The organism is Allobosea sp. TBD101 (assembly GCF_059817965.1).
In genome coordinates this window covers 3,286,064-3,310,267 of sequence record NZ_CM187543.1, presented here as the reverse complement: position 1 = coordinate 3,310,267, position 24,204 = coordinate 3,286,064, and the positions used below count along the sequence as shown (strand labels likewise).

Annotated in this window: 20 protein-coding genes; 6 read left to right on the top strand and 14 right to left on the bottom strand. The window is 66.6% G+C overall.

Annotated features, from left to right (window positions below; all coding sequences use genetic code 11):
* Nucleotides 1-66 precede the first annotated feature (66 nt).
* The 3 genes from AC6RIC_RS16170 to AC6RIC_RS16160 form a co-directional block, all read right to left on the bottom strand.
* Nucleotides 67-2,487, bottom strand: coding sequence for a GcvT family protein (locus AC6RIC_RS16170; protein ID WP_499733092.1), 2,421 nt, complete (start codon nucleotides 2,485-2,487; stop codon nucleotides 67-69).
* Nucleotides 2,488-2,561: 74 nt separating this feature from the next.
* Nucleotides 2,562-3,332, bottom strand: coding sequence for a DeoR/GlpR family DNA-binding transcription regulator (locus AC6RIC_RS16165; protein ID WP_499733091.1), 771 nt, complete (start codon nucleotides 3,330-3,332; stop codon nucleotides 2,562-2,564).
* A gap of 14 nt (nucleotides 3,333-3,346) precedes the next feature.
* A complete protein-coding gene (locus tag AC6RIC_RS16160; protein WP_499733090.1) occupies nucleotides 3,347-4,813 on the bottom strand; it encodes an NAD-dependent succinate-semialdehyde dehydrogenase in 1,467 nt (488 codons plus the stop codon).
* Nucleotides 4,814-5,048: 235 nt separating this feature from the next.
* Here AC6RIC_RS16160 and AC6RIC_RS16155 point away from each other — a divergent pair, with 235 nt between their 5' ends.
* On the top strand, nucleotides 5,049-6,359 hold the full coding sequence (locus AC6RIC_RS16155) for an amidase family protein (protein ID WP_499733089.1): 1,311 nt from the start codon (nucleotides 5,049-5,051) through the stop codon (nucleotides 6,357-6,359).
* An 84-nt stretch (nucleotides 6,360-6,443) separates the two neighbouring features.
* On the opposite strand, the gene AC6RIC_RS16150 is transcribed toward AC6RIC_RS16155, so the two are convergent.
* Nucleotides 6,444-7,025 (bottom strand): hypothetical protein, encoded by a 582-nt coding sequence (locus AC6RIC_RS16150; RefSeq protein WP_499733088.1) that lies wholly within the window; start codon nucleotides 7,023-7,025, stop codon nucleotides 6,444-6,446.
* A 45-nt stretch (nucleotides 7,026-7,070) separates the two neighbouring features.
* Between AC6RIC_RS16150 and AC6RIC_RS16145 the strand changes: the two genes are divergently transcribed.
* Nucleotides 7,071-7,532: a hypothetical protein gene (locus AC6RIC_RS16145; protein WP_454657217.1), complete on the top strand. Its 462-nt coding sequence runs from the start codon at nucleotides 7,071-7,073 to the stop codon at nucleotides 7,530-7,532.
* Nucleotides 7,533-7,587: 55 nt separating this feature from the next.
* Here AC6RIC_RS16145 and AC6RIC_RS16140 read toward each other — a convergent pair whose 3' ends face one another.
* Entirely contained in the window at nucleotides 7,588-8,283 is a 696-nt protein-coding gene (locus AC6RIC_RS16140) for a transposase (protein WP_454657216.1), read from the bottom strand.
* Nucleotides 8,284-8,864: 581 nt separating this feature from the next.
* Here AC6RIC_RS16140 and AC6RIC_RS16135 point away from each other — a divergent pair.
* From AC6RIC_RS16135 to AC6RIC_RS16120, 4 genes are all read left to right on the top strand, one after another.
* Nucleotides 8,865-9,641 (top strand): hypothetical protein, encoded by a 777-nt coding sequence (locus AC6RIC_RS16135; RefSeq protein WP_499733087.1) that lies wholly within the window; start codon nucleotides 8,865-8,867, stop codon nucleotides 9,639-9,641.
* Between the two features lie 131 nt (nucleotides 9,642-9,772).
* Nucleotides 9,773-11,758 carry a hypothetical protein gene (locus AC6RIC_RS16130; protein ID WP_499733086.1) on the top strand — a complete coding sequence of 662 codons (1,986 nt, stop codon included), beginning with the start codon at nucleotides 9,773-9,775 and terminating at the stop codon, nucleotides 11,756-11,758.
* 28 nt (nucleotides 11,759-11,786) lie between these two features.
* The gene (locus AC6RIC_RS16125; RefSeq protein WP_499733085.1) at nucleotides 11,787-13,868 is read left to right on the top strand and encodes a type I secretion system permease/ATPase; all 2,082 of its coding nucleotides are present in this window, start codon (nucleotides 11,787-11,789) and stop codon (nucleotides 13,866-13,868) included.
* A gap of 22 nt (nucleotides 13,869-13,890) precedes the next feature.
* A complete protein-coding gene (locus AC6RIC_RS16120) occupies nucleotides 13,891-15,231 on the top strand; it encodes an HlyD family type I secretion periplasmic adaptor subunit (protein ID WP_499733084.1) in 1,341 nt (446 codons plus the stop codon).
* A gap of 124 nt (nucleotides 15,232-15,355) precedes the next feature.
* On the opposite strand, the gene AC6RIC_RS16115 is transcribed toward AC6RIC_RS16120, so the two are convergent.
* The 9 genes from AC6RIC_RS16115 to AC6RIC_RS16075 form a co-directional block, all read right to left on the bottom strand.
* Nucleotides 15,356-16,198: an IclR family transcriptional regulator gene (locus tag AC6RIC_RS16115; protein ID WP_454657211.1), complete on the bottom strand. Its 843-nt coding sequence runs from the start codon at nucleotides 16,196-16,198 to the stop codon at nucleotides 15,356-15,358.
* 95 nt (nucleotides 16,199-16,293) lie between these two features.
* Nucleotides 16,294-17,499, bottom strand: a complete 1,206-nt coding sequence (locus tag AC6RIC_RS16110) for an amidohydrolase/deacetylase family metallohydrolase (protein WP_499733083.1) — start codon at nucleotides 17,497-17,499, stop codon at nucleotides 16,294-16,296.
* A gap of 1 nt (nucleotide 17,500) precedes the next feature.
* Nucleotides 17,501-18,373, bottom strand: coding sequence for an ABC transporter permease (locus AC6RIC_RS16105; protein ID WP_499733082.1), 873 nt, complete (start codon nucleotides 18,371-18,373; stop codon nucleotides 17,501-17,503).
* Entirely contained in the window at nucleotides 18,373-19,314 is a 942-nt protein-coding gene (locus AC6RIC_RS16100; RefSeq protein ID WP_488847940.1) for an ABC transporter permease, read from the bottom strand. Before AC6RIC_RS16100 ends, AC6RIC_RS16105 begins: the two co-directional genes overlap by 1 nt.
* Nucleotides 19,315-19,376: 62 nt before the next feature.
* Nucleotides 19,377-20,900, bottom strand: a complete 1,524-nt coding sequence (locus AC6RIC_RS16095) for an ABC transporter substrate-binding protein (RefSeq protein ID WP_499733081.1) — start codon at nucleotides 20,898-20,900, stop codon at nucleotides 19,377-19,379.
* A gap of 82 nt (nucleotides 20,901-20,982) precedes the next feature.
* Nucleotides 20,983-22,182, bottom strand: coding sequence for an aminotransferase class V-fold PLP-dependent enzyme (locus AC6RIC_RS16090; protein ID WP_499733080.1), 1,200 nt, complete (start codon nucleotides 22,180-22,182; stop codon nucleotides 20,983-20,985).
* A 63-nt stretch (nucleotides 22,183-22,245) separates the two neighbouring features.
* The gene (locus AC6RIC_RS16085; protein WP_454657205.1) at nucleotides 22,246-22,734 is read right to left on the bottom strand and encodes a RidA family protein; all 489 of its coding nucleotides are present in this window, start codon (nucleotides 22,732-22,734) and stop codon (nucleotides 22,246-22,248) included.
* A 7-nt stretch (nucleotides 22,735-22,741) separates the two neighbouring features.
* Complete coding sequence (locus tag AC6RIC_RS16080; protein WP_499733079.1) at nucleotides 22,742-23,554, bottom strand: amino acid ABC transporter ATP-binding protein; 813 nt, start codon at nucleotides 23,552-23,554, stop codon at nucleotides 22,742-22,744.
* 12 nt (nucleotides 23,555-23,566) lie between these two features.
* Nucleotides 23,567-24,202 carry an amino acid ABC transporter permease gene (locus AC6RIC_RS16075; RefSeq protein ID WP_499733078.1) on the bottom strand — a complete coding sequence of 212 codons (636 nt, stop codon included), beginning with the start codon at nucleotides 24,200-24,202 and terminating at the stop codon, nucleotides 23,567-23,569.
* Nucleotides 24,203-24,204 lie beyond the last annotated feature (2 nt).

Here is a 24,204-nt window from a genome sequence, read left to right as displayed (position 1 = left end):
GATAAATCCGATGCAACGCCAATGAGATAGATCATCGTGATCGCGTCCTTCAGGACGCGCGATGATCTAGAGCGCCTTGCGATCGAGCGGCGCCGTGAGGCTCGCGCTGACCGGAACAGTGGTGCCGGCGAGGTCGATAGACCAGCTCCGTGCATCGAGCCAGCCCTGGTCGATCGGCTGGTCGCTTGAAGCCCAGCCCAGTGCCACGATGCCATCTAGGCTCGCGCCGAACGCGGCCGAGGTGATCTCGCCGACCGGCTTGCCATCCGCCAGGATCGCTTCGCCGCCCCAGGCCATCTGCCCGTTCGGGCGCGGTCCGACAAGAGCGATCAGGCGTTTGGTGCGCGGCGCGGCCTTGGCAGTGATGAGTGCCTCGCGGCCGAGGAAGTCGCCCTTGCCGAGCTTCACCGCGAAGCCGAGCCCGGCCTCGTAGGGGTTCACATCCGGCGTGAGTTCGCGACCCCAGGCTCGAAAACCCTTCTCGATGCGCAGCGAGTCGACGGCGTAATAGCCGGCATCCACCAGCCCGAGATCGGCCCCGACCTCGTGCAGCGCGTCATAGATCGCGGCGGTGAACTCGACGGGGGCATAGAGCTCGAACCCGTCGCCGAGATAGGAGCGGCGGCAGGTCCAGGTCGTGGCATAGCCGATCGTGATCTTGCGGATCGCGTTGGCCGGGAAGTCCGCGAGGTCGAAGGAGGTCGGCGAGAGGCGGGCCAGAAGCTCGGGTACCTTCGGCCCGGCAAGCGAAAGCACGGCATAGGACGATGTCACGTCGGTCAGCGTCACGCCTTCAGGCAATTGGCGCCTGATCCAGTGGGCGTCGCGCGTCGCCTGGGCGGTGCCGGTGAGCAGGAGATAGCTGTCGGGCGCGATCCGCGCGGCGGTGAGGTCGCTTTCGAACGTACCTCGGGCGTTGAGCAGGGCCGTATAGACGGAAGTCCCGACCGGCACGGCCACGTCGTTGGCGGCGAGGCGCTGCAAGGCAGCCTCGGCCTGAGGCCCCTGCAGCAGGAACTTGGCGAAGCTCGACATGTCGACGAGCCCGGCCGCCTCGCGGCAGGCGCGATGCTCGACTGCCACCGTCTCGAACCAGTTCTGCGGGCCGAAGGAATAGCCGATCGTGCGCTCCGCCTCGGTGCGGGCGAAATAGTTCGCGCGCTCCCAGCCCATCTTCGAGCCGAAGACGGCGCCCTTGGCGGCGAGGCGGTCATAGAGCGGCGAGCGTCGGAAGGGGCGGGCGGTGTCCAGCTCGCGGTTCGGCCAGGGCATGGCGTAGTGGAGGCCGAGCGTCTCCTTGATCCGGTCCTTCAGCCAGGCCGGGTTGTTGTTGAAATCGGCGAAGCGGCGGATATCGACCGGCCAGAGGTCGCTGGTCGCCTCGCCCTCGACGATCCATTCGGCCAGCGCCCGGCCGGCGCCCCCGGCCGACGCGATGCCCATCGAGTTGAAGCCGGCGCCGACATAGATTCCCGCCACCTCCGGCGCCTCGCCGAGCAGGAAGTTGTTGTCCGGCGTGAAGCTCTCGGGGCCGTTGAGGAAGGTCTTGATCTCGGCGGTCTCCAGCGCCGGCACGCGCTGGAGCGCGTTCTCCATCAGGATGCCGAACTGGTCCCAGTCGTCGGGCAGGAGCTGGAATTCGAACGGGTAGGGGATGCCGTCCATGCCCCAGGGCTTCGCATCCGGCTCGAACCCGCCCATGACGAGCCCGCCGACCTCTTCCTTGAAGTAGATGTAGCCGTCGGGATCGCGCATCACCGGCAGATCGGGCGAGACGCCCGCGATCTTGCCGGTGACGATGTACATGTGCTCGGCCGAGTGCAGCGGCACCGAGACCCCGCACATCTGGCCGATGGTGCGCGACCACTGCCCGGCGCAGATCACCAGAACCTCGCATTCGACCCGGCCCTGATCGGTCTGCACCGCCTTGACCCGGCCCTTCTCCGTCTCGATGCCGGTGACGCGAATGCCTTCGCGCACGGTCGCGCCGCCGCTGCGGGCGCCGCGCGCCAGCGCCTGCGTGATGTCGGAGGGGTTGGCCTTGCCGTCGCCCGGCAACCAGACGCCGCCGACCAGATCGTCGGTGCGCATCACCGGCCATTTGTCGCCGGCCTCCTGCGGACTCAGCTCCTCGATCTCGACGCCCTGCGCGCGCGCTGCCGAGATCGTCCGGCGGAGCTGCGTCATGCGCTCCTCGGTCCGGGCGACTGAGACCGAGCCGCAGCGTTTCCAGCCGGTGGCGAGCCCGGTCTCGTTCTCCAGCGAGGCGTAGAGCTCGGTCGAATAGCGGATCAGCCGTGTCATGCTGGACTGGCTGCGGAGCTGTCCGACAAGGCCGGCCGCATGCCAGGTCGTGCCGGAGGAGAGCCGCCCCTGTTCCAGCAGCAGCACGTCGCGCCAGCCGAGCTTGGTCAGGTGATAGGCGACCGAGCAGCCGATGATGCCGCCGCCGATGATGACGACACGGGATTGGGTGGGAATGGACATGAGCGCCTCCGCGATGGAAGGCAGCTTAGCGGGTCGAATTCAGAAAACAACAAAAAACCACAAAAACAGTCAAATCATCCAACGTGAATCCTGATCCCTTGCTCCGCCAGTTTCGCAGCGAGCTGGGCGGGCGGAGCCTGATCGACCAGAAGCCCGGCGCAAGGCTTGTCGCCGCCGATGCGGCTGGGCAGGACGAGCCCGAACTTGCTGTTGTCGGCCATCAGGAAGCCTTGCTCGGCCGCGTTCAGCAGGGCTGTGCGGGTGGCGGCACCGGCACGGGTATAGTCGGTCGCGTATCCGCCCGGATCGACCCCACCGACGCTGACGAAGGCGAAATCGGCCGAGAGCCGCGCGATCGCCCTGAGCGTCTCCGGGCCGGTCGTCGCATCCTCGTTGCGGTCGAACTCGCCGCCGATCAGGAAGACGCGGGCGCCACCCAGCCGGCTGACGAGCCGAGCATTCTCAAGCGAGGTCGTATGCACGATCAGGCGCTTGCGGTCGGAGCGGGCCAGCGCCCGCGCCAGCGCTTCGGTCGTCGTGCCGGAATCGAGCAGGATGGTCATGCCGTCGCCGATCAGCGAGACGGCGAGATCGGCGATCACCTCCTTGCCGGCGCGGTTCACGGTGCGCCGGTTGGCGAAGGACGCTTCCGAGCGTTCGTTGCGGATGGCGCCGCCATGGACGATCGCGAGCAGGCTGCCGGCCGACAGAGCCTTGAGATCACGCCGGACCGTCTCGCGCGACACGTCGAGCACCTGCGCAAGCTCCTCCACCGTGACGGAGCCCGTCTCGTCGAGCTTCGCCAGGATGGCGTGGTGTCGTCGTGCTGCGATGTCGCGCGTCATTCAGGCGGGACCAGCTAGGCCGTGGCCCCGGCGCCAAGTCCGCCGATGCAGGTGTACTTCACGTCGAGATAGTCCTGCAGGCCGTATTTCGAGCCTTCGGAGCCCAGCCCGGATTCCTTGACGCCACCGAAGGGGGCGACCTCGGTGGTGATGATGCCTTCGTTTACGCCGACAATGCCGTATTGCAGCGCTTCCGAGACGCGGAAGGTGCGGCCGAGATCGCGGGTGTAGAAGTAGCAGGCGAGCCCGTACTCGGTGTCGTTGGCGAGCCGGATCGCCTCCGCCTCGGTCTCGAAGCGGAAGACCGGAGCGACCGGTCCGAATATCTCCTCGCGGGCGAACTGCATCGCGCTGGTCGCGCCCGCGATCACGGTGGGCTCGTAGAAGCTCTGCCCCAGTTCCGAGCGCTTGCCGCCGGTCGCGACGGTGCCGCCCTTGGCCTTGGCGTCCGCCACCATCTCCTCGACCTTGACGAGTGCCTTGTCGTCGATCAGCGGACCCTGCGTCACGCCGACCTCGAGGCCCGAGCCGAGCTTGAGCTTGCGGGCTGCGGCCGCCAGCTTCTCGATGAAGGCGTCGTAGATGCCGGCCTGCGCATAGAATCGGTTGGTGCAGACGCAGGTCTGCCCGGAATTGCGGAATTTTGCGGCGATCGCGCCTTCGACCGCCCGGTCGAGATCGGCATCGTCGAAGACGATGAAGGGGGCGTTGCCGCCGAGTTCCATCGAGACCTTCTTGACCGTCTCGGCCGCCTGCTTGAGCAGGACCTTGCCGACCGGGGTCGAGCCGGTGAAGGTGATCTTGCGCACGAGCGGATTGCCGGTGAGCTCGCCACCGACGGTGCGGGCGTCACCTGTCACGACATTGACGACGCCGGCCGGGATGCCGGCCTTCTCGGCGAGGATGCCCCAGGCCAGCGCCGAATAGGGCGTCTGCGAAGCAGGCTTGGCGACGACGGTGCAGCCAGCGGCCAGCGCCGGGCCGATCTTGCGGGCGAGCATCGAGGAGGGGAAGTTCCAGGGCGTGATCGCGCCGACGACGCCGAGCGGCTGCTTGGTCACGATGATGCGCCGGTCGGCCCAGGGGGAGGGGATGACGTCGCCATAGACGCGCCGTGCCTCCTCGGCGAACCACAGCACATAGGCCGCGCTCATGCCGACCTCGCCCCTGGCTTCGGCCAGCGGCTTGCCCTGTTCGCGGGTCAGAAGCTCGGCGAGCGCGTCCTGGTGCTTCAGGATTTCGTCGGCGAGCTTGCGTAGAAGTGCCGCGCGCTCCTGTGCGGTCTTGGCGGCCCAGGCCGGGAAGGCTGCATGCGCGGCCTCGATCGCGGCGCGCGTCTCCGCCACGCCGGCGGAGGGAACCGTGCCGATGGACTTGCCCGTCGCCGGATCGGTGACGTCGATCGTTCCGCCCGATGCCTTGTCCAGCCAGCGCCCGCCGACGAAGATCGCGTCGCGCTTGAAATCGCTCCACTGGGACATGTTTCAGCCTTTCAGAAATGCGGGGAGGCACGGCCGCGTGCCTTGCAAGCAAGGCACGTCAGGGCGGCGAGGTTCTGCCCGCGGAATCTCGCGAGCCATTTCTAGCCGCCGATCGGCGCAATGTGAACAAGAGCCATTTACGGCGCGGTTGCAGCGGATACGCTCGCACCGATTCTGTCCGGTGCTGATCCCAAGCTTTTCATCGTCGGCGTCGTGGTTCGAGAAAGGTGTTCCGATGACCGAAAGCTCCCGCCCGTCCGCCGCCATGCGCCTCGACCAGGTGCTCGCCCGGATTCGCGACCCCAGGCTCGAAGGCGGGAGGGTCTTCACGACGCTCTATGAAGCTGCGGCGCGGCGCGAGGCCGAGGCTTCCGACGCCCGGATCGCGGCCGGAAAGCCCTTGGGACCACTCGACGGCCGGATCGTCTCGATCAAGGACCTGTTCGACGTGGCGGGCGAGACGACGCGGGCGGGAGCAGCGGTCCTGCGCCGCCAGCCGCCGGCTGCCGCTGACGCCCCGATCGTCCAACGCCTGCGCGCCGCCGGCGCCGTTATCGTCGGCAAGACGCAGATGACCGAATTCGCCTTCTCGGCGCTCGGCACCAACGCGCATGATCCCGTCGCCGGCAATCCGCACGATCGCAGCCGTGCGCCGGGCGGGTCATCTTCGGGCGCCGTGGTCTCGGTGGTAGACGACATGGCCGAGATCGCGATCGGCAGCGATACCGGCGGCTCGATCCGCATCCCGTCGGCCCTGACCGGAGCGGTTGGCTTCAAGCCGACTTCGGGCCGCGTTCCGACGACCGGCGCCTTTTCCCTCTCCAGCACGCTCGACACGGTCGGCCCCATCGCCCGCAGTGTCGCCGATTGCGCCATCACCGACGCCGTCCTCGCCGGGGAGGCGCATGCGCCGCTGGCACCGCGGCCGCAGGCCCGCTTCGTGGTCGCGCGCGGACGGCTGTTCGATGCGATGGAGAGCGAGGTTGCCGAGGCGTTCGAGGCCGGCCTGGAGCGGCTGCGGCGTGCCGGCCTCAACGTTGAGGACGGCTCGCTCGACCCGCATCTCGATGCCCTGGCGGCGCTCGACAAGATCGGCGGCTTCCCCTCGATCGAGCTTGGCGCGACCTTGCGCGATCTCGGCGTTGACGGCCTCGGCGAGGTCGATCCCAAGACGCGCGCGCGCATTGAACTGGGTGCCGGCATCCTCGGCGTCGATTATGTCCGCATGCAGCGCCGGCGTGCCGCGGCGGTCGCGGCTTTCGAGGCGGCGATGACCGACGATACCGTCTATCTCCTGCCGACGACCCCGATCCGGGCGCCGCTTCTGGCGTCCGTCGCGGATGATGCCGGCTTCCACCATGCCAACGGCCTCGTGCTGCGCAATCCCCGCGTCGGCAACCTGCTCGATACGCCCTCGCTCTCGCTGCCTTTGCCGGTTCCCGCAGGCTCGCTCCCGGTCGGGATGATGCTGATCGGCCGGCGCGGTGCCGACCGCTCCTTGCTGGCAATGGCGGCGAGCGTCGAGGCGGCGCTCTCTCGCGCTTGAGGGCTGAGGCGGGGAGGCCGGACATCCGGCCACCCCAGCCTGGCCAGGAATGGCAATCCAGCCGGGGCCTGGGTCCGGCCGGGCCTATTTCTCCGGTCCGGCCATAGCCTGCTCCAGCACCGGCATCAGGTCCCAGATCCGGCGGTTGAGCGCTTGGAGGTCATGGATCGTCCGGGAGATTTCCTCCAGCCGGCCGTGGTCGACGGCCTTGCGCAGGCCGAAGCGCAGGTTGCCGCGGCTTTCCTCCACCTTCATGTGCTGGGTATGGGTGATCTCGCCCTCGGCATCGATGACGAAGGTCGCGTGGCTGAGGTCGTTGCGCAGCCGCGTCGCGGCCGAGAAGCGCTCGACGATGTCGTTGATCTCGCCGCGCACCGCCTTGTCGAGCGGAGCGATCTTGGCGAGGCGCTGCACCAGGTCGAGCCGCGCCCGCGTCGTGTTCAGCGTGGCGAAGACGATGGCCGCCGCCCGCTCGTTCGTGCCGAGCAGGAGCATCAATATGTAGATGAACAGGCTCTCGTCGTTCGACCATGCAAGATTCAGGTCGCCTACCAGGTTCATGAAGGCTAGCCTGCGCTCGGACGATCGCCGCGCGGAGACGATCTCCAGCGCGTCGAAATCCGGGCGGGGCGGCAGGACCGATGTTCCCTTCGCGGGCCTGCGCATAGCTCCCCCCCTTCAAGGCGAGGTTTCGGGTGGGGCGAGGAGGCCATGTTCGAGCTGCTCAAGATCCGCAGGGCACGGCGGCTGGCTCACGCCACCCTCGACCCCTTTCTGCGTGGAGCAGCGGGCACTGCCGACGGCCTGCAGGCGGGCGACTGGCTGCACCCCCAGATCATCGGCTTCCTCGCGACGCTCGTCACGCTGGTCGCGCAACGTGATTGCGGCCCGATGCGCAGCGATACGCTCGCCGCCGTACAGGCCGATGTTCTGAATGCGGTGACCGGGATCGGCCCCGAGCTGATCGGGGAGGAGATCTGTCTGTGGAGCAGCCGCGCCGATCCGGCCTTCGCCGCCGGTGTCGGTGGCGCGGCTGCGTTCCTGGAGGCGATGTCGGGACGTGGCGGCGATCCGGACGACAACGAAGCGATGGATGCGACGCTGGTGCTGCTCTGGGAGGAGCATGTCGATCATCCGCTCGCGCGGGTGCAGGGCGGGCGCCTGGGTGTTTGACGACGTCACGGCAGGCGGCGTGGCTGAAGACCCGCGCCGCGGCCGCCCTGGCGCACTAGAGCCGGGCATCGTCTTGCCCGCAACAGTCCATCTGCTGTTCCGGCTCGTCGAACAGGCTCAGTTCGAGCTGCTGCTCTCCGGCCGTCACGAAACGTGCGGCGGACGGGCGGGCGGGAGAGGAATAGGCCAGCAATCGGTGAAGCGCGTCGAAGAAGGCGGTGTCGCTGCACGGTGAGGCGAGATTGTCGAGAGCGTTGAGGAAGCGCTCGTAGCGTGCCCGATAGACCGCCTGTCCAGGCTGCGGCGGCGATGCCACTTCCTGCTGCAGGGGCGCCCGGATATCGAGTGGCGGCCAGGTTCCCGCCGGTGGAGCATCGACATTGCCCTCTTTTGCCGCGAGCCCTGCTGCGATCTTGCCTTTCAGATGCCAGGCCGTTCGGACGGAAATGCCGAGAATCTGCCCGAGCTTCTGCGAACTCAGGCGGTGGCCGCTCGACATCAGGAGGTAGAGCCCCTGCAGCCAGACATGCATCGGGACGTGACTGTTCTGGAAGATCGTGCCGTGCCTCACCGTGAAGGGCTTGCGGCAGGCGTAGCATTTCCAGGTGCCGATCGAGCAGCTTGACCCACTCAGCCGGCCGAGGCGGGAGTTTTCCCGGCAATGCGGACAAACCGGCCCGTCGCGCCAGATCAGCGCTTCCAGCGAGAGGAAGGCGGCTCGTTCGTCGTGCAGGCGGACGGCGTAAGGCATAGCCAGCCTCCGGCGCGCAGCAAGGGGACGATCCCTGGGTCGATGAAAGTCAACAATCGGTTAACGCAGGGTATTTATTCGACACGTTGACTCACCCGGTGCGTCATGGCTCTTTATAGCAACGGACTGCCTCCGATGGAACAAAAATCACAAAAGGCATCCGAGTTTAGTTTCTAATCTCACGGGCTTGTTAAATTAAAGCCCGCGCGATCTATGACGGCCGCGAGGAATATTTATTCTGATCTTGTAGGCATCGGTGCGGGTTGACGCTCGCGCATATGATCGATGCTACGTTTTTTCGCTTCATTCCGGTTGAATGCTTCAGAATAAAAATATCACCCGAGGGTTCATTCGGAATGAGAATTCCACAATGAGTGATCGGGAGGGAGGCCAATGATTTAGGACCGCGTCTATCCGGGCTCCATACCCCGGGGAAGGAAGTTTCGCTGTATCGGCGCGACGAAGTTCCAAAAAGCATGACGTTTTCATTCAATCGGCATCGTTTGTGACGGAACGCGCAGCGCAGAAGAGAGGCGCATATCCGGCACGTCGCGATGTTTCCTGAACATCAGGAGCGTGTCATGCCTAAGCCTCAGAAACATGACGACAATCAAGATCAGGCCCAATTGCAGGCTCAGGCCGAACTCCAGGCCCAGCTACAGGGTCAGGGTCAGGGTCAGGGACAAGGCCAGGGGCAGGGCCAGTTCCAGTATGCCGGGCAGGCCGTCGAGACCGAAGTCTGGAACGCTAACGGTAACCTGAACGGCAACGGCAACCTGAACGGTAACGGCAATCTCAATGCCAACGGCAACCTCAACTACAACGAGGTCACCAACGACATCAACAATCACGTCAACACCCGCGTCGACGTGAATGTGAGGGTCGATGTCGATGCTGAAGCGCCTGAGCCGGATGGCCCGATCGATCCCGACGCGATCGACATCGAGACCATCAGCGGCCTCACTAACTCGATCGTCATGCCGGATGTCGTCACCCAGTCGCTCACGACGGGTAACCAGTTCAATCTCGACCAGATCAACAACCTGACCGACAACGACTCGCTGTCCAGCGCGACCGTGAGCTACACGGCCGGTGGCTTGGCCGATGCGGGCTGCTGGGATGATCCGAACTCGGTGGGCGATTTCAGCATGACCGCCACCGCGAGGGGCGGCACGGCTGAGGCCTATATCGGCTCGCTCACCGGCGATGACGGCGACTTCGGCGGTGCTGCCGCGGCGACCGCCGCTGCCAGTGTCAGCCAGGAAGCCTTCACCCAGTCGATCGTCCAGGGTGCGAACATCCAGTTCAACTCTGTCGATGCGACGATGGTTTCCGGGGACGCGTACGATTCCCTCTAAGACCTGACCAGGTCAGCGACCGCGCGGGTTCGGCCCGCGCGGTTTTCGCTCTGTAATCCTTCTCCTCATGCGCGAGATGCGCGTGGAATCTTCCCACCCGGTGCGAGCCGGACGCAGCGGAGGATTATGCCATGCAGGCTGGCGGCATCACCGAGACCATCTGGCACTTCATCGGGTATCTGCATCTCGCCGATTCCGTTGCGCGTACCCCGACCTTCTACGAAGGTGACCAGTGGTCGCCACTGCCGCCGGATTTCCACGATTCCGCACGCGAGCTGCTTCGCGGGCTTGCTTTCGATGAATTGGTCTCGGTTCCGACGACGATCCAGGAGACGCTGGCGTCGCGTCCGCCGGGGAGCCTGGGCCAAGACCTGTCGCCGGCGGGCTTCGGCGCCCTGAGCCGGCCTCTGGCGCCGGTCTCGCCGCCGCTCAAGCCCCTTCCGCTTCAAGCCGATCAACTCGGTTTCGGCATGGGCGCCTCGCCGCGCGTCATCACCGTCGAATACCGGGAAGGCGGTACCGAGAACCTGACCCAGATTCGCCAGGTCAACATTCTGAGCGATCGCGATCTCATCACCTCGGACGACATCCGCTATGCCGATGGCAGCGTCGTGGTTCCGCCGGAACTGCAACTCGGCGATCGTTTCGCCGAACTGGTGACGCAGGCGAACGACGTCGTGCCGGACGGCATTCCCGATATGGCGACAGCCTTCCGGTTCGGCACCGAGAGCGCCGTCGCGCTGATTTCCGGCCGCGACGCTGCTTGGGCCGAGACCGGCAGCCCCTATCCGGAAGGCACCTCCGTGGACGCCGCGCGGGTGGGGCGCATCGTCGATGGCGTCGCCAATGCTCCCGAGCCTTACGCCCCGACATTGCTCGACATCGCGCCCTGGCGGCCGGTCGAGGCGCCGGCCGAGCTCGTCGTCGAGGCGAAACTGGACCTTGCGGGTCCGACCGGAGGCGTCGCGACACTGGCCGAAACCGGCCTGAACACGCAGGTCAATGCGGCCGTGATCGTCGATGCCAACGAGGCCGTCGGCTCGATGACGGTCGGCGGCGATTATTTCTACAGCCGCGGCATCGTCCAGGTGAACATCCTGGTCGACAACGACGATGTCGACATCGCCGTCGCGGGGGATCTCTCACCGATCGTGAAGACGGCGGGCAACGAGGTCCACAACATCGCCGAGTTCATCACGCATGAATCGACGATCAGCGTCCGCGGCGCGGCCGGCACCCCGCATTGGGTCGTCGACGTCATGTCCGGCGACTTCTACGACGTGAAGTCGATCGTTCAGTTCAACGGTCTCGACGACAACGACCGGACGGTGCAGGCGGAAGGCGGCACCTATTTCACTCTCGGCACCGGCGAGAACCTGCAGATCAACCTGACCAAGGTTTTCGGGTTCGACAGCTACGACATCATCATCATCGGCGGGAATTATCATCGCGCGGACTGGATCTACCAGTACAACGTCATGCTCGATCCCGATTCCGCCAAGCTCTACAGCACCGGCGGAGAGGATAGCGAGACGATCGTCACCACGGGCTTCAACAGCCTGGCCAACCGAGCCACCATCGAGAGCTACGACGCGCCGGCCTTCAAGCCGATGCTCGACGCCCATCACGATCTGATGGGTCTGCTCGCGGACGGTGCGACCATCCTCACCCCCAATGCCGACTGGCAGCTCTATGGCAGCGCCTCGGGCACGCTGAAAATTCTCTACGCTTCCGGCGACTACTACGATGTCAACGTCATCACGCAGGTGAACTTCCTGATCGATGGCGACCAGAGCATCCAGGCCAGCGCCAGCGCGGGGACCGAGCAGGGCTTGGCGGCGGGCGGCAACAGCGCGCTCAACGAAGCTGTCATCGTCGATCCCGGCCTCCTCTCGACCTCCAACTATCTCGGCGGCGATGCCTATGAGGAAGCCGTGCTGATCCAGGTCGACATCGCCACCGACAGTGACACCGTGACGATCCACGACACGACCACGCTGGTGCCGGAGCTCGTCGCCTTCGCCGAGCAAGCGGCGCACGAGCCGGAGCCCGATTGTCCGCACGCGCACACTGTCGATCCCCAGCAGGATCATCTGACGTCGAGCATCATGGTCTGAAGCGTAACAACAGGAACGGGGCAGGGGCATGAGCGAGAAGAGCGAGGCACCACCGCCAGCCGCACCGCTTCAGGCCGGTCCCGTGCCGGTCCGGGTGCTTGGCCTGCCGCTTGCGATGGGCGTGGCGAGTGCCGGGCCCGAGCGCACGGCTAACAGCAATAGTCGGGTCGCTCTGGCGCCGGTCGGGCCGGCGTCGTCGCCACAAGGCGACACCGTTCGCGCCGATGCGCGCCGCGATGGCCGGCCGGCTCCCGAGCCCGCCCTGCTGCGTCCGAAGCCGCAGGCCGAGGCGTCCAAGACGGCCCATGACGGCGACCGCGGCGGCAAGGGCGGTGGCAGCGGCGGCGGCGGTGGTGGTCGCGGCGGATCAGGCCGTGGCACGCCGATCGAGCAGCGCCTTGGCGACCGGGACTTCAAGCAGGTCCTTGGTCAGGGGCTCTCCGGCGCACGGCATAATCTGATGATCGTCGCCTTGTTCTCCGTCGTGGTGAACACGCTGGTGCTCGCCGTGCCGATCTATCTCTTCCAGATGTCGGATCGCGTGCTGACCAGTCGCAGCCTCGACACGCTCATCATGCTGTCGCTCATCGTCATGGTCGCGATCGGTGCGCATGTGCTGCTCGACATGGTGCGCCGCTTCATCCTGATGCGCGTGGCGGTCGATGTCGAAAGCCGGCTCGGCGGGCCCGTGCTCGCGGCGGCGGCCAAGGCCGCTCAGACCGGTTCGAACCGCGAGTTCCAGACGCTGGCCGATCTCCAGCAGATCCGCAGCTTCCTGACCGGCCCGGTCATCCTGACGATGCTCGACGCGCCGACGGCGCCGATCTACCTGCTGGCGGTCTACCTGATTCATCCGCATCTCGGCTACATCGTCACCATCGCGGCGGTCATTCTGTTCGTCATCGCCTATTTCAATCAGCAGTTCACCGCGGTGCCCTTCGCACGCTCCAGCGCCTTCACGACGCGCGCGAACCTCCAGTCGGAGGCGATGTCCCGCAACGCGCAGGTGATCAATGCGATGGGCATGATCCCCGAGGGGGTGCTGATGTGGGGGCGCGAGACGGCCGAATCCCTCAAGGCCCAGGTCAGCGCGCAGGACCGCAACATCCTGATGACCGGCGCCTCCAAGTTCTTCCGGCTGGGCACGCAGGTCGCGATGCTCGGCTGGGGCGCGATGCTCTCGCTCGAAGGTCAGCTGACCGGCGGCATGGTCATCGCGTCATCGGTCGTTGCCGGTCGCGCGCTGGCGCCGATGGAGGGGACGATCGAGGGCTGGCGCAGCTTCATCCATGCGCGCGCCGCCTTCCAGCGCGTCAAGGCGCTGCTGCAGGCCTCGCCGCTCAATCTCGACCGGCTGAGGCTGCCGAACCCGAAGGGCCGCCTCGATGTCGAGCGCATCCTCTACGTGCCGCCGCCGAACAAGAAGGTCATCCTGAACGGCATCAGCTTCAGCCTCGAGCCCGGAGATTCGCTCGCCATCGTCGGCGCCTCCGGCTGCGGGAAATCGACGCTCGCCCGCATGCTCGTCGGCTCGATCTCGCCGACGGCAGGCACGGTGCGGCTTGACCGGATGGAGCAGCGCAACTGGGACCCGCGCCAGTTCGGCGAGAATGTCGGCTATCTCCCGCAGGACGTGCAGCTTTTCCCGGCATCGATCAAGGCCAATATCGCCCGCATGCGGGAAGACGCCTCCGATGCCGATGTCTTCGAGGCTGCCGAGATCGCCGATATCCACGAGATGGTCGCCCAGTTCACCCATGGCTACGAGACGCAGATCGGTATCGACGGCGCCCCGCTCTCGGGCGGGCAGAAGCAGCGTCTCGGCCTGGCGCGGGCGTTCTACGGCAATCCCCGGCTGGTCGTGCTGGACGAGCCGAACTCCAATCTCGACGTGCTCGGCGAGGCCGCTCTCGCCCGCGCCTTCCAGCGGGCGAAGGCGCGCGGCATGACCGTGGTCGCCGTGACGCAGCGGCCGTCCCTGCTGCGCAGCGTCGACAAGATCATGATGATCAAGGACGGCGCGGTGCAGGCCATCGGCACCCGCGACGAGATTTTGCCGATGATCGTCGGCCAGCGCAGCATCGATGGCGGCGCGGCGCGGCCGCAATAGCGCATGGATGGGGAGCGGGCACATGAGCGTCCAACTGATATCGCAGCCCTGGTACAACGATGTGCCGCGCAGCACGCGATCGGCGACGATCGGCGGCGCCGTCATCGTCGCCGTGACCGTGATGGGCTTCGGCGTCTGGGGCAACACCGCGCCGATCGCGGGCGCCGTCATCGCCACCGGTGTCTTCGTCACCACCGGCCAGAACAAGACGATCCAGCATCTGGAAGGTGGCGTGATCCGCGAGATCCTCGTTCGCGAGGGCGATGTCGTCGTGCCCGGCCAGCGTTTGGTGAAACTGGACGACACCTCGGCCCGCGCCGAACTGCGCCGCCATGAACTGAAGCTCTATCGCCTGGAGATGATCGCGGGGCGGCTCAGGGCCGAGATCGCCGGCCTCGATGACTTCACTGGGCCGCCGCATCTGCTCGACAAGCGGGCTGATCCCGATATCGCGGCCTTGCTGGCGAACCAGCGCAGCGTCTTCCGCGCCCGACAGAACAACATGGCGAGCGAGATCGCGGCCCATCAGAAGAGCATCGACGCGCTGGAGGAGAAGGTTGCCGGCAGCAAGGTGCAACTCGCCGGCGTCGAAAAGCAGTCGCAATTGCTGAAGGAGGAGCTGGAGGGCAAGCAGGCCCTGCTGCAGCGCGGCTACATCCGCAAGCCGGAAGTGCTCTCGCTCCAGCGGCTTGCCGCCAATCTGGGCGGCGAGGCCGGCCGCATTACCGGCGATATCGGCGATGCCCGCGAACGGATCGCGCGTTCGGTCGAGCAGATCGACGGCGTGCGCAAGAACGCGCAGAAGATCGCCTCGGACCAGCTCCAGGAGATCAGCGCCGATCTCAACGACGTGCGTGAGCGCATCCACACCGTGAAGGGCGTGCTCGACCGCTCGAACATCACCGCGCCGGTGAGGGGCACCGTGGTCAAGCTGCGCTATCACACCTCCGGCGGAGTCATCGAGGCCGGCAAGAACATCATGGAGATCGTCTCGCTACAGGACGAGCTCATCATCGAGGCGCGCGTACGCCCGCAGGACATCGACAAGATCAAGCACAGCCAGGTCGCGACAGTGCGCCTGACTGCGCTCAACCAGCGCGTCACGCCCATGGTCACTGGCCGGGTGATCTATATCTCGGCCGATGCGCTGCCCGACGAGAAGCAGCGCGCCTATCCCGGTGTTTCCGATCTCTACGTCGTGCGCGCCCGTCTCGATGCGAACAGCGTCGCCGGCATCCGCGACTTCCAGCCGACACCGGGAATGCCCGCCGACGTCTATATCCAGACGCACGAGCGCACCTTCTTCGAGTATCTGATGCAGCCGCTGAAGGACAGCATGGCCCGCGCCTTCCGCGAGAGCTGACATCCAGGGCGTCGACCGGCAGGATCGCCCTCAGGCCGGTCGGGACGGCGGTTTCCCTGGTGCTGACCGCACCAGGGAAACCGTGTGCTGTCCGATGGGCGCCGTCGTATGTCCGCGGAAGAGACTAGCCGTACTTGCGGCCGGCGCTGAAAGGGCCGACGCGCCAGCCGAGCTTGTCCTCGATGCGCCGGGCCGCGTCCTTCACCGCCTCGACGAAACTCGCGTGCTCCTCGTTCACCCGGAACTCGGGCAGCACGATCGAGACGGTGATCGGGCAGGCACCGCTCTCGTCCAGCACGGGTGCGGCGATGCAGGCGACGGCGTAATCCGACTCGCCGGCCTGGATCGACACACCCGCCGCGAGCGCGTCGCGCGACTGGGCGAGCAGGGTGGCGGAATCGGTGACGGCGCGGCCGGTCGGCGAGGCCTTGGCGCTCTTGCGAAACAGGGCGGCGCGCTCCGTCTCATCCAGTCCGGCGACGAGCAGCCGGCCGGAGGCTGTCCAGTTCAATGGCACGCGCGTGCCGACGCGCGAGGTGATGACGAAATGGCCGGGCCCCTCGGCCATCGCTTCGACCACCATCATGCCGTCGTCGCGGCCGCAGATCTGCACGGTTTCGCCGACTTCGCGCGCCAGCACATGCATCTCATGCGTCGCGACATTGATGACTTGGAGATCGCGGGCATAGGCGAGGCCATAGTGGTAAAGCCGCGGACCCAGCCAGACGCCGCCCTCGCCGGTGCGCGCCAGCAGGCTCTTGTCGAGCAGGTCCTCGACGATGGCGTAAACCGTCGAGAGCGGCGCGCTGATCGCGCGGGCGACCTCATAGGCGGTCTGGGCCCGGCCTTCCTGCTGGAGATGGTCGAGGATCTGTACGGCGCGGTCGATGCCGCTGACGCGCGAGCGCCGCGGCCCGGCGGGCTCCGGCGTGTCTCCGCTGGCTGGCATCGTCGTGGCTTTGCTCATGTCCGGGCTTTCATGCCTGCCGCATACCGCTTCGAACGGCGCTGCCCCGCTGGGTTTCCATCGGGGCTAACCTCTCTGCCTTGCCGGCCGTTTCGTCAACGCCAGGACAGCCCGTGGCTGTGCCGGACAAGACGGCGCGGACGCGGCACATAGCGGCTGGCGGCGATCGCATCAGTGCCGATCACCGCATGGCGCGGCTCGAACAGCCGGGTCAGCTTCGAGACGTCGCCATTGGAATCGGTCGCCTCCAGATCGCTGTCGATCAGGTCGAAGATCGTGAAATCGGCGCGTTCGCCGATGGTCAGCCGGTCCGTCATGTCGAGCTTGATCACCGAGGCCGGCGCATGGGTCACGGCGTGGATGATGGCGTCGAAGGGCATGCCGACGCAGAGCAGCTTCGACATCGTCGTCGCCAGGTCCCAGACCGGGAAGTTCATGCAGCGGTTATGCAGGTCGGTCGAGATCGAGAATGGCATCAGCCCGCGCTGGATCGCCGCCTCCGCCACCTTGAAGGAGAAGGAGGCGCCGCCGTGGCCGATATCGAGCCGCACGCCCTCAGCGGCGCAGCGCTCGGCCAGCTTGAACAGGTCCTCGTCCTCCAGGATGCTCGACCCGGCCTTGCCGTTGAAGCAGTGGGTGACAACGTCGCCGGGCCCGAGGATCTCCAGCACCTCGTCATAGAGGGCGGGCGGCTCGCCGACATGGACCATCATCGGCAGCTTTAGGATCTTGGCGATCTTCTTGCCGAGCTTGACCGGCGTCACGCCCCAGGAGCCGGTGATGACATGGCTCGCACGCACCTTGAGGCCGACGATATGCTCGCTGTTCTCGGCATAGCATTCGATGATGCGGTCGAGATCGATGTCCTTGATGTCGCGCAGTTCCGGCACGCGGTTGCAGGCGACGAGCCCGATCGAGCCGAGATTGAGGAAGGCCTTGATCCGCTCGCGCGCCGGCTCGATGACATATTCGCGGAAGCCGTGGAAGTTGGCTTCGCCGGCCGAGCCGGCATCGACCATGGTGGTGACGCCGCGCTCGGCTCCGCAATCGCTCGGCCTGAGCGAGATGTCGGTGCCGCCATGCCAGACATGGACATGGAGATCGACCCAGCCCGGCGAGACGAAGGCGCCCTTGCCGTCGATGCGCTCGGCATCGGCCGGCGCCGCCAGACCGGCGCCGATCGCGGCGATCCTGCCGTCGCCGCCGACGAGGATGTCCGTGGCCGCCGTGGGGATCGCCGGCCCGAAGGAGACCGGCTTCACATTGGAGATCAGGAGCGGCTGCCGCGTGGCAGGTGTCATGTCAGAGATCCTTCCGCAGGCGCGGATCGAGCAGGTCGCGCAGGCCGTCGCCCACCATCTGCAGGGAGAGCACGGCGAGCACGATGGCGAGGCCGGGGAAATAGGTCATCCAGTCGGCCTGGCCGATATATTGCCGGCCGGACGAGATCATCGTGCCCCAGGTCGGGATATCCGGGCTGACGCCGAGCCCGAGGAAGGAGAGGCCGGCTTCCGCCAGCATGGCGCTGGCGAAGATGAAGGTGGCCTGCACCGTGATCGGCGAGACGATATTGGGCAGCACATGCCGGAACATGATCCGGGAGGTCGAGTTGCCGAAGGCGCGGGCGGCCTCGACATAGGGCAGCTCGCGGATCACCAGTGTCGCGGCCCGGACGATGCGCGCAAGCCGCGGCGCATAGACGATCGAGAGCGCGATGATCACCGTCATCAGCGAGGGGCCGAGCGCCGCGACCAGCGCGATCGCGAGCAGGATGTCGGGGAAGGCCATCATCGCGTCGATCAGGCGTGCGATCGGCGTGTCCAGCCGCTTGAAGAACCCGGCCAGCAGCCCGAGCGTCACGCCGATCAGCGAGGACAAAACGACGACGGCGGCGCCGACCGAAAGCGACAGCCGGCCCGCATAGAGCATGCGCGAGAAGATGTCCCGGCCGAACTCGTCCGTGCCGAACCAGTAGATCCCGGAGGGCGGCTTCAGCCGGTTGACGACCGAGAGCCGGCCCGGCGCATAGGGGGCGAGCAGCGGCGCGAACGCCGCCAGCAGCACGAAGACGATGAGGATAGCGAGGCCGATCGCCACCATGCGGCGCTTCAGCAGATCGCGGAGGAAGATCCGGGCGCGGTTCGGCGCCGGTGCGTCGGGAGCGAGATCGGTCATCAGTAGCGCACCCTGGGATCGACCAGCAGATAGAGCATGTCGATCGCGAAATTGATCAGGACATACAGGCCGGCGATGACCAGCAGCGCGCCCTGGATCACCGGGTAGTCGCGCCTTAGCACGGCCGAGACCACGAGATTGCCGACACCCGGCAGGCCGAACACCGTCTCGGTCACCACCGCGCCGGAGACCAGCACGGCGGCGGTCAGGCCGAGCACGGTCAGGATCGGGATCAGCGCGTTCTTCAGCGCATGTCGAAGGATGACGGCCTGCTCGCCCAGCCCTTTTGCGCGGGCTGTGCGGACATAGTCGTCGCCGAGCACGTCGAGCATCGAGGCGCGGGTGAAGCGCATGATCAGCGCCGAGGAAACGAGTCCGAGCGCCACTGCCGGCAGGATCAGGTGGCGGATGCGCTCCAACAGGCTGGTATCGGGGCCGCCATAGCCGGAGACGGGCAGGATGCCGAGACGCACCGCGAAGACCTGCATCAGGATGAGGCCAAGCCAGAAGCCGGGGATGCTGGCGCCGAGCATGGCGAGCGTCGTCGCCGCCTGATCGAGGAAGGAGCCGCGCCGATAGGCGGCATAGATGCCGACCGGCAGGGCGATGGTGCTGGCGATCGCGAGCGACAACAGCGTCAGGAAGAAGGTCGGCTCCGCCCGCTCCATCAGCGCCGAGGTCACCGGCATGTTCAGGAAGATCGACTGGCCGAGATCGCCGCGCAGCAGCTGCCCGACATAGATCACGTATTGCGAGATGATCGAACGGTCGAGACCGAGCCTTGTGCGCAGGTCGGCGACGTCCTGGGCCGTCGCCTCGGGGCCGAGCATGACCGCAGCGGGATCGCCGGGCGTCACGCGAACGATCACGAAGACGATCGTGACGACGAGCAGCATGACCGCGATCATGCCGGAGAGGCGCTGAAGGATGTAGCCGACCATGACCTGACCGTCTCGTTGCTCTCCACCCGGCCGCGATCACGCGGCCGGGTGGAGAGGGGGGATCATTTCTTGAGGGTGACGTTCCAGAAATACGGCCAGGGCGCCGGCACGACGCCGTCGAGCTTGGCGGATTTCGCCGAGAGGGCGTTGAAGTCGCCGATCTTGATGAAGGGCACCTCGTCATAGATCGTCTTCTGGACGTTGGCCCAGAGCGCCGCGCGCTTCGCCGGATCGGCCTCCGAGGTGAAGGCGTCGACGGCGGTCTTGCGGGCCGGCGTATCCCACCAGCCGGGCGAGCTGGTCGAGAGCGAGCCGATCAGCGCCGGTTCCGGCAGGAAGGGGCTGTGGGTGATGTAGATCTCCCAGAGGGCCTTGTCGGTGCGGCGCTGGGTCAGCGTCGCCCAGTCGACGACCTGCAGGTCGACGGTGAAGCCGGCGAGCTTGAGATACTCGGCCGCGACCTGCGCCATCTTGTAGTGGAACTCGTACTGGCGGCTGGTCAGGATGCGGACCGGCTCGCCCTTGTAGCCGGCAGCCTTTGCCGCGGCCTTCGCCTTGTCGGCATCGCCGACATTGTAGTTTCCGGCGACGCCGGCATCCGTGTTCCAGACATAACCCGGCGGGTAGATGTTGCCGTCGAGCGCGTAGAACTCCTTGCTGCCGAACGCGGCCGCCAGCATGTCTTCCATGCTGAGCGCTGTGCGGATCGCCTTGCGGACGCCAAGGTCCTTGGCCGAACCCTCGGCGGTGTTGAACACGAAGACGGGATAGCCGAAGGGCTTCAGCACGACGGGCTGCGAGGCCGCGCCCTTCAGCCGGTCGAAGGATTCCACCGGGATCGAGTCGACATAGGAATACTGGCCGGAGACGGCCGATTCGACACGGGTATTGGCGTCCGGCACCGGCACGAAGCGGACTTCGTCGAGCAGCGGACGCCGGGCCCCGCCATAGCCGTCGCCGGCGCCCTCGCGCGGCTTGTAGCCGGCGAAGCGGACGAGCTGGATATACTGATCAGCCTTGCGCTCCTTGAGCATGTAGGGGCCGGTTCCGATGAATTCCTTCATCGGCTCGTCCTGCTTCTTCGCCGAAATGATGATCGCGGCGGAGTTGTTGAAGGCGAGCAGCGACATCAGCGGCGCATAGGGCTGCTTCAGCGTGATCTTGAGCGAGCTCGGGCCAGCGGCCTCGACGCTCTCGATGAAGCCGGCCGCCTGCTTGCCGCGCGAGGCGAGCTTCATCCAGCGCTTCAGCGAAGCGACGGCGTCCTCGGCGGTGAGATCCGAACCATCATGGAACTTCACGCCGGCCCTGAGCGCGATCGTGTACTGCTTGCCGTCCGCGCTGATCGTGGGCAGCGCGTCCGCGAGCAGCGGCGTCACCTTCCAGCTCTTGTCGAAGGTGTAGAGCGTCTCGAAGACATGCTGGGTGATCGTCCCGACCAGGTCGGCGGTCGAGACCATCGGGTCGAGCGTCGGCGGCTCGCCGATGGTCGCGACCGTGGCGATGCCGCCCGCCTCCTGTGCGAAGGCGAGGGACGGCGTGGTGAGCAGGCTGCAGGCGAGCAGGCATCCAAGTAGGCGTTTCATGATCCCTCACATTCTTTTATTATGTAATAGAGTGCTTAATAAGAGAATATTGCTCTGCAGCAAATGTCAAGACCGCTGGCGCTCAGTCAGGCCATTTCGCCAGCGCGGCGGCGCGCCGGTTGCGGCGTTCGATCAGCGGGCTCGCGATGATCGTGTTGCTGCGCCGTGCCGTCTCCAGTTCGGCAACGATGCGCTCGGCGACGATGTCTTCCTGGCCCGGATGCAGGTTGCAGGGGTCAAGGTAGAAATAGCCGTGCTCGACCTCGTGGTCCCTGACGATCACCGGCTGCGGGCCGCGCGCCAGCGCGTCGGCCAGATCCCAGGCGGTGATATGCGCCTGCTCGGGATCGACCGAGAGCCTCATCCGATCGAGCGGGTTATGCGTCGGGTCGGGTTCGATGACGGCGGTCACGCCGGGGCGGTCGGCGAAGCGGGCGAGCCAGAGGTCGAGCGCGCGCTGCTCGCGCGCCCGGATGCCGGCATGGTCGCGCTTCTCCCAGGCTTCCAGCGCGGCCATCGTGCCGAGCACGCTCTCCTTGCCGACCTTCATGCCGCGGCCGATGCCGCCATTCTGGATGAAGGCGGCGCGGACGAGGTCCTTGTTGCCGGCGACGATGCCGCCCGTCGGCCCGCCCAGGAACTTGTGCGAGGAATAGAGCACGATGTCGGCCCCGGCTTCGAGGAAACCGCGCAGGTCGTATTCGGAGGCCGCGTCGACGATCACAGGCACGCCGTGCTCGTGGCAGACCGCCGCGAACTCGTCGAGCGGCATGAGCCCGTACTGCACCGTATGGTGCGAGACGACATAGAGGGCGGCGGCCGTCCGCTCCGAGATCGCGCCGGCGAGCTGGTAGGCGCGGGCGCTGGTGGCCTGGCCGACGACGACCGGCGTCGCGCCGGCGAGGCGGATCGCCTGGTCGACGGGCGCGCCATAGCCGACCATGTGGCCCATCATCACCACGACCTCGTCCTGGAGGCCGCTGGCATCCGGCAGTTGCTCGACGGCATAGAGATCGTCGCCCGTCATGGCGCCGGCGATCGCCAGCGTGATCCCGGCCGAGCAGGAGGCGGTGACGAAGCCGGCCTCGCTGCCGCAGAGCCGCGCGATCACGGCGCTGGCCTTGCGCTGGAGGTCGTCGATCTCGACGAATTGCGGCAGGATCGCCGTCATCGCGGCGATCGCCTCGGGCACGACGATCGAGGCGCCGAGCCCGGTCATCGTCCCGGAGACGTTGATGACGGGGCGCAGCCCGAGGGACGGGCGGATATCGGAAGCGGACATTGTGTTCTCCTGGAAGACGGACAGTGGGGCGAAGGGCCCCGGTCAGAGCATCGTGCCGATGCTCTAGGACACGGCGACGATCGCTTCGATCTCGACGGTGATCTGGCGGGGCAGCGAGCCGAAACCGACTGCCGAACGGGCATGCTTGCCGGCCTCGCCGAACACGGCGACAAAGAGGTCGGAGCAGCCATTGATGACGGCGGGATGGTCGCTGAATTCCGGGGTGGCATTGACCATGCCGAGCAACTTGACGACGCGCCTGACACGGCCGAGATCGCCGAGCGCTTCATGCAGCACGGCGAGCAGGTTCAGGCCGGTCAGCCGGGCATGCTCATAGGCCTCGGCGACGCTGACGTCGCGGCCGACCTTGCCGGTATGGAGCCGGCCGTCCTCATGCGTCGGCCCCTGGCCGGAGAGGTAGATCAGGCCGCCTTCCTGGACATGGGTGGCGAAATTGCCGATCGGCCGCGGCAGCTCGGGCAGCGTAAGGCCGAGCTCCGCCAGCCGCCGGTAGGGCGTGGTGTCGGGGAGGGTGGACAGGACTGCGTTCATGGGTTCCTCAGGCCGGATTGGGACGGAACCCGGCGAAACGTGACAGGAAGGAGCGCAGCCGCTCATGCGGCTGCTCTCCGAAGACTTTTGCGGGCGGTGCGTCGATGACGATCCGGCCCTGGTCGGTGAAGACGATGCGGTCCGCCACGTCCCGCGCGAAGGCCATCTCATGGGTCACGAGGATCATGGTGCGGCCCTCGGTGGCGAGTTCCTGCACCACGGCGAGCACCTCGCCGACGAGTTCGGGGTCGAGCGCGGAGGTGATCTCGTCGAGCAGCAGCACCTTCGGCTCCATCGCCACGGCCCGCGCGATGCCGACGCGCTGCTGCTGGCCGCCCGACATCTGCGAGGGCATGGCATCGACCTTCGCCGAAAGCCCGACGCGGGCCAGCCATTTCTCGGCGATGGCGCGCGCCTCGGCCTTCGAGCGACCGCGCGACTTCATCAGGCCGAGCATGATGTTCTGCGCGGCGGTGAGATGCGGGAACAGGTTGAACTGCTGGAACACCATCGCCGCGTCGACGCGGATCGCGGCCAACTCCCGGTCGCTGCGGCGTTTGCGGGCGCCCGCGCCATCGCGATAGCCGACCTCGGTGCCGTCGATCCGGATCGAGCCGCCGTCATATTCCTCGAGGAAGTTGATGCAGCGCAGCAGCGTGGTCTTGCCGCTGCCGGAGGGGCCGATGATCGCGACGACCTCGCCCTTGCCGACGGAAAGGTCGACGCCCTTCAGCACCTGGTTGGCACCGAAGGACTTGGTCAGACCCTCGATCGCGATCACCGGTGTCCCGGCGGTAGCACGGGCATCCGTCTCGGCCATGAATGCTTCCTTTCAGACGAAGCGCTTCTCGAGCCGGCGGCTGAGCGCCGAGAGTGGGAAGTTGATGGCGAAATACATCAGCGCGCCGATGAGATAGAGCGGCAGCGCCACATGGGTGCGCCCGATCACCTGCTGCAGCGACAGCATCAGGTCGACGATTCCGAGCAGCGAGACCAGCGACGACCCCTTCACGGTGTCGACGACGCTGTTGACGAAGGGCGGCAGGAAGCGGCGCACGGCCTGCGGCGCCAGCACATGCGTGAAGCGGTCGAACAGGGTGAGCCCGATCGCTTTCGCAGCCTCGGTCTGGCCGGTGGGGATCGACTGGAACGAACCGCGCGTGATCTCGATGATCTGCGCCGATTTGAACGCCGTCAGCGCCACGATCGCGGCGAGCAGGCTCGGCAGATTCACCTTGATCGCCGGTAGGCCGTAATAGACGAAATAGAGCAGGACGAGGATCGGCACGCCGCGCACGAAATCGGCATAGAGCCGGATCGGCACGCGCGCCCAGAGCGGCCCGAAGGCGAGCACGCAGCCCAGCGGCAACCCGACGATGAGCGACAGGACGATCACGCAGGCCGAGACCAGCAGGGTCATCAGCAGGCCGTCGACGAGGAAGGGCAGGGTCTGGATCAGTGTCGCCATGC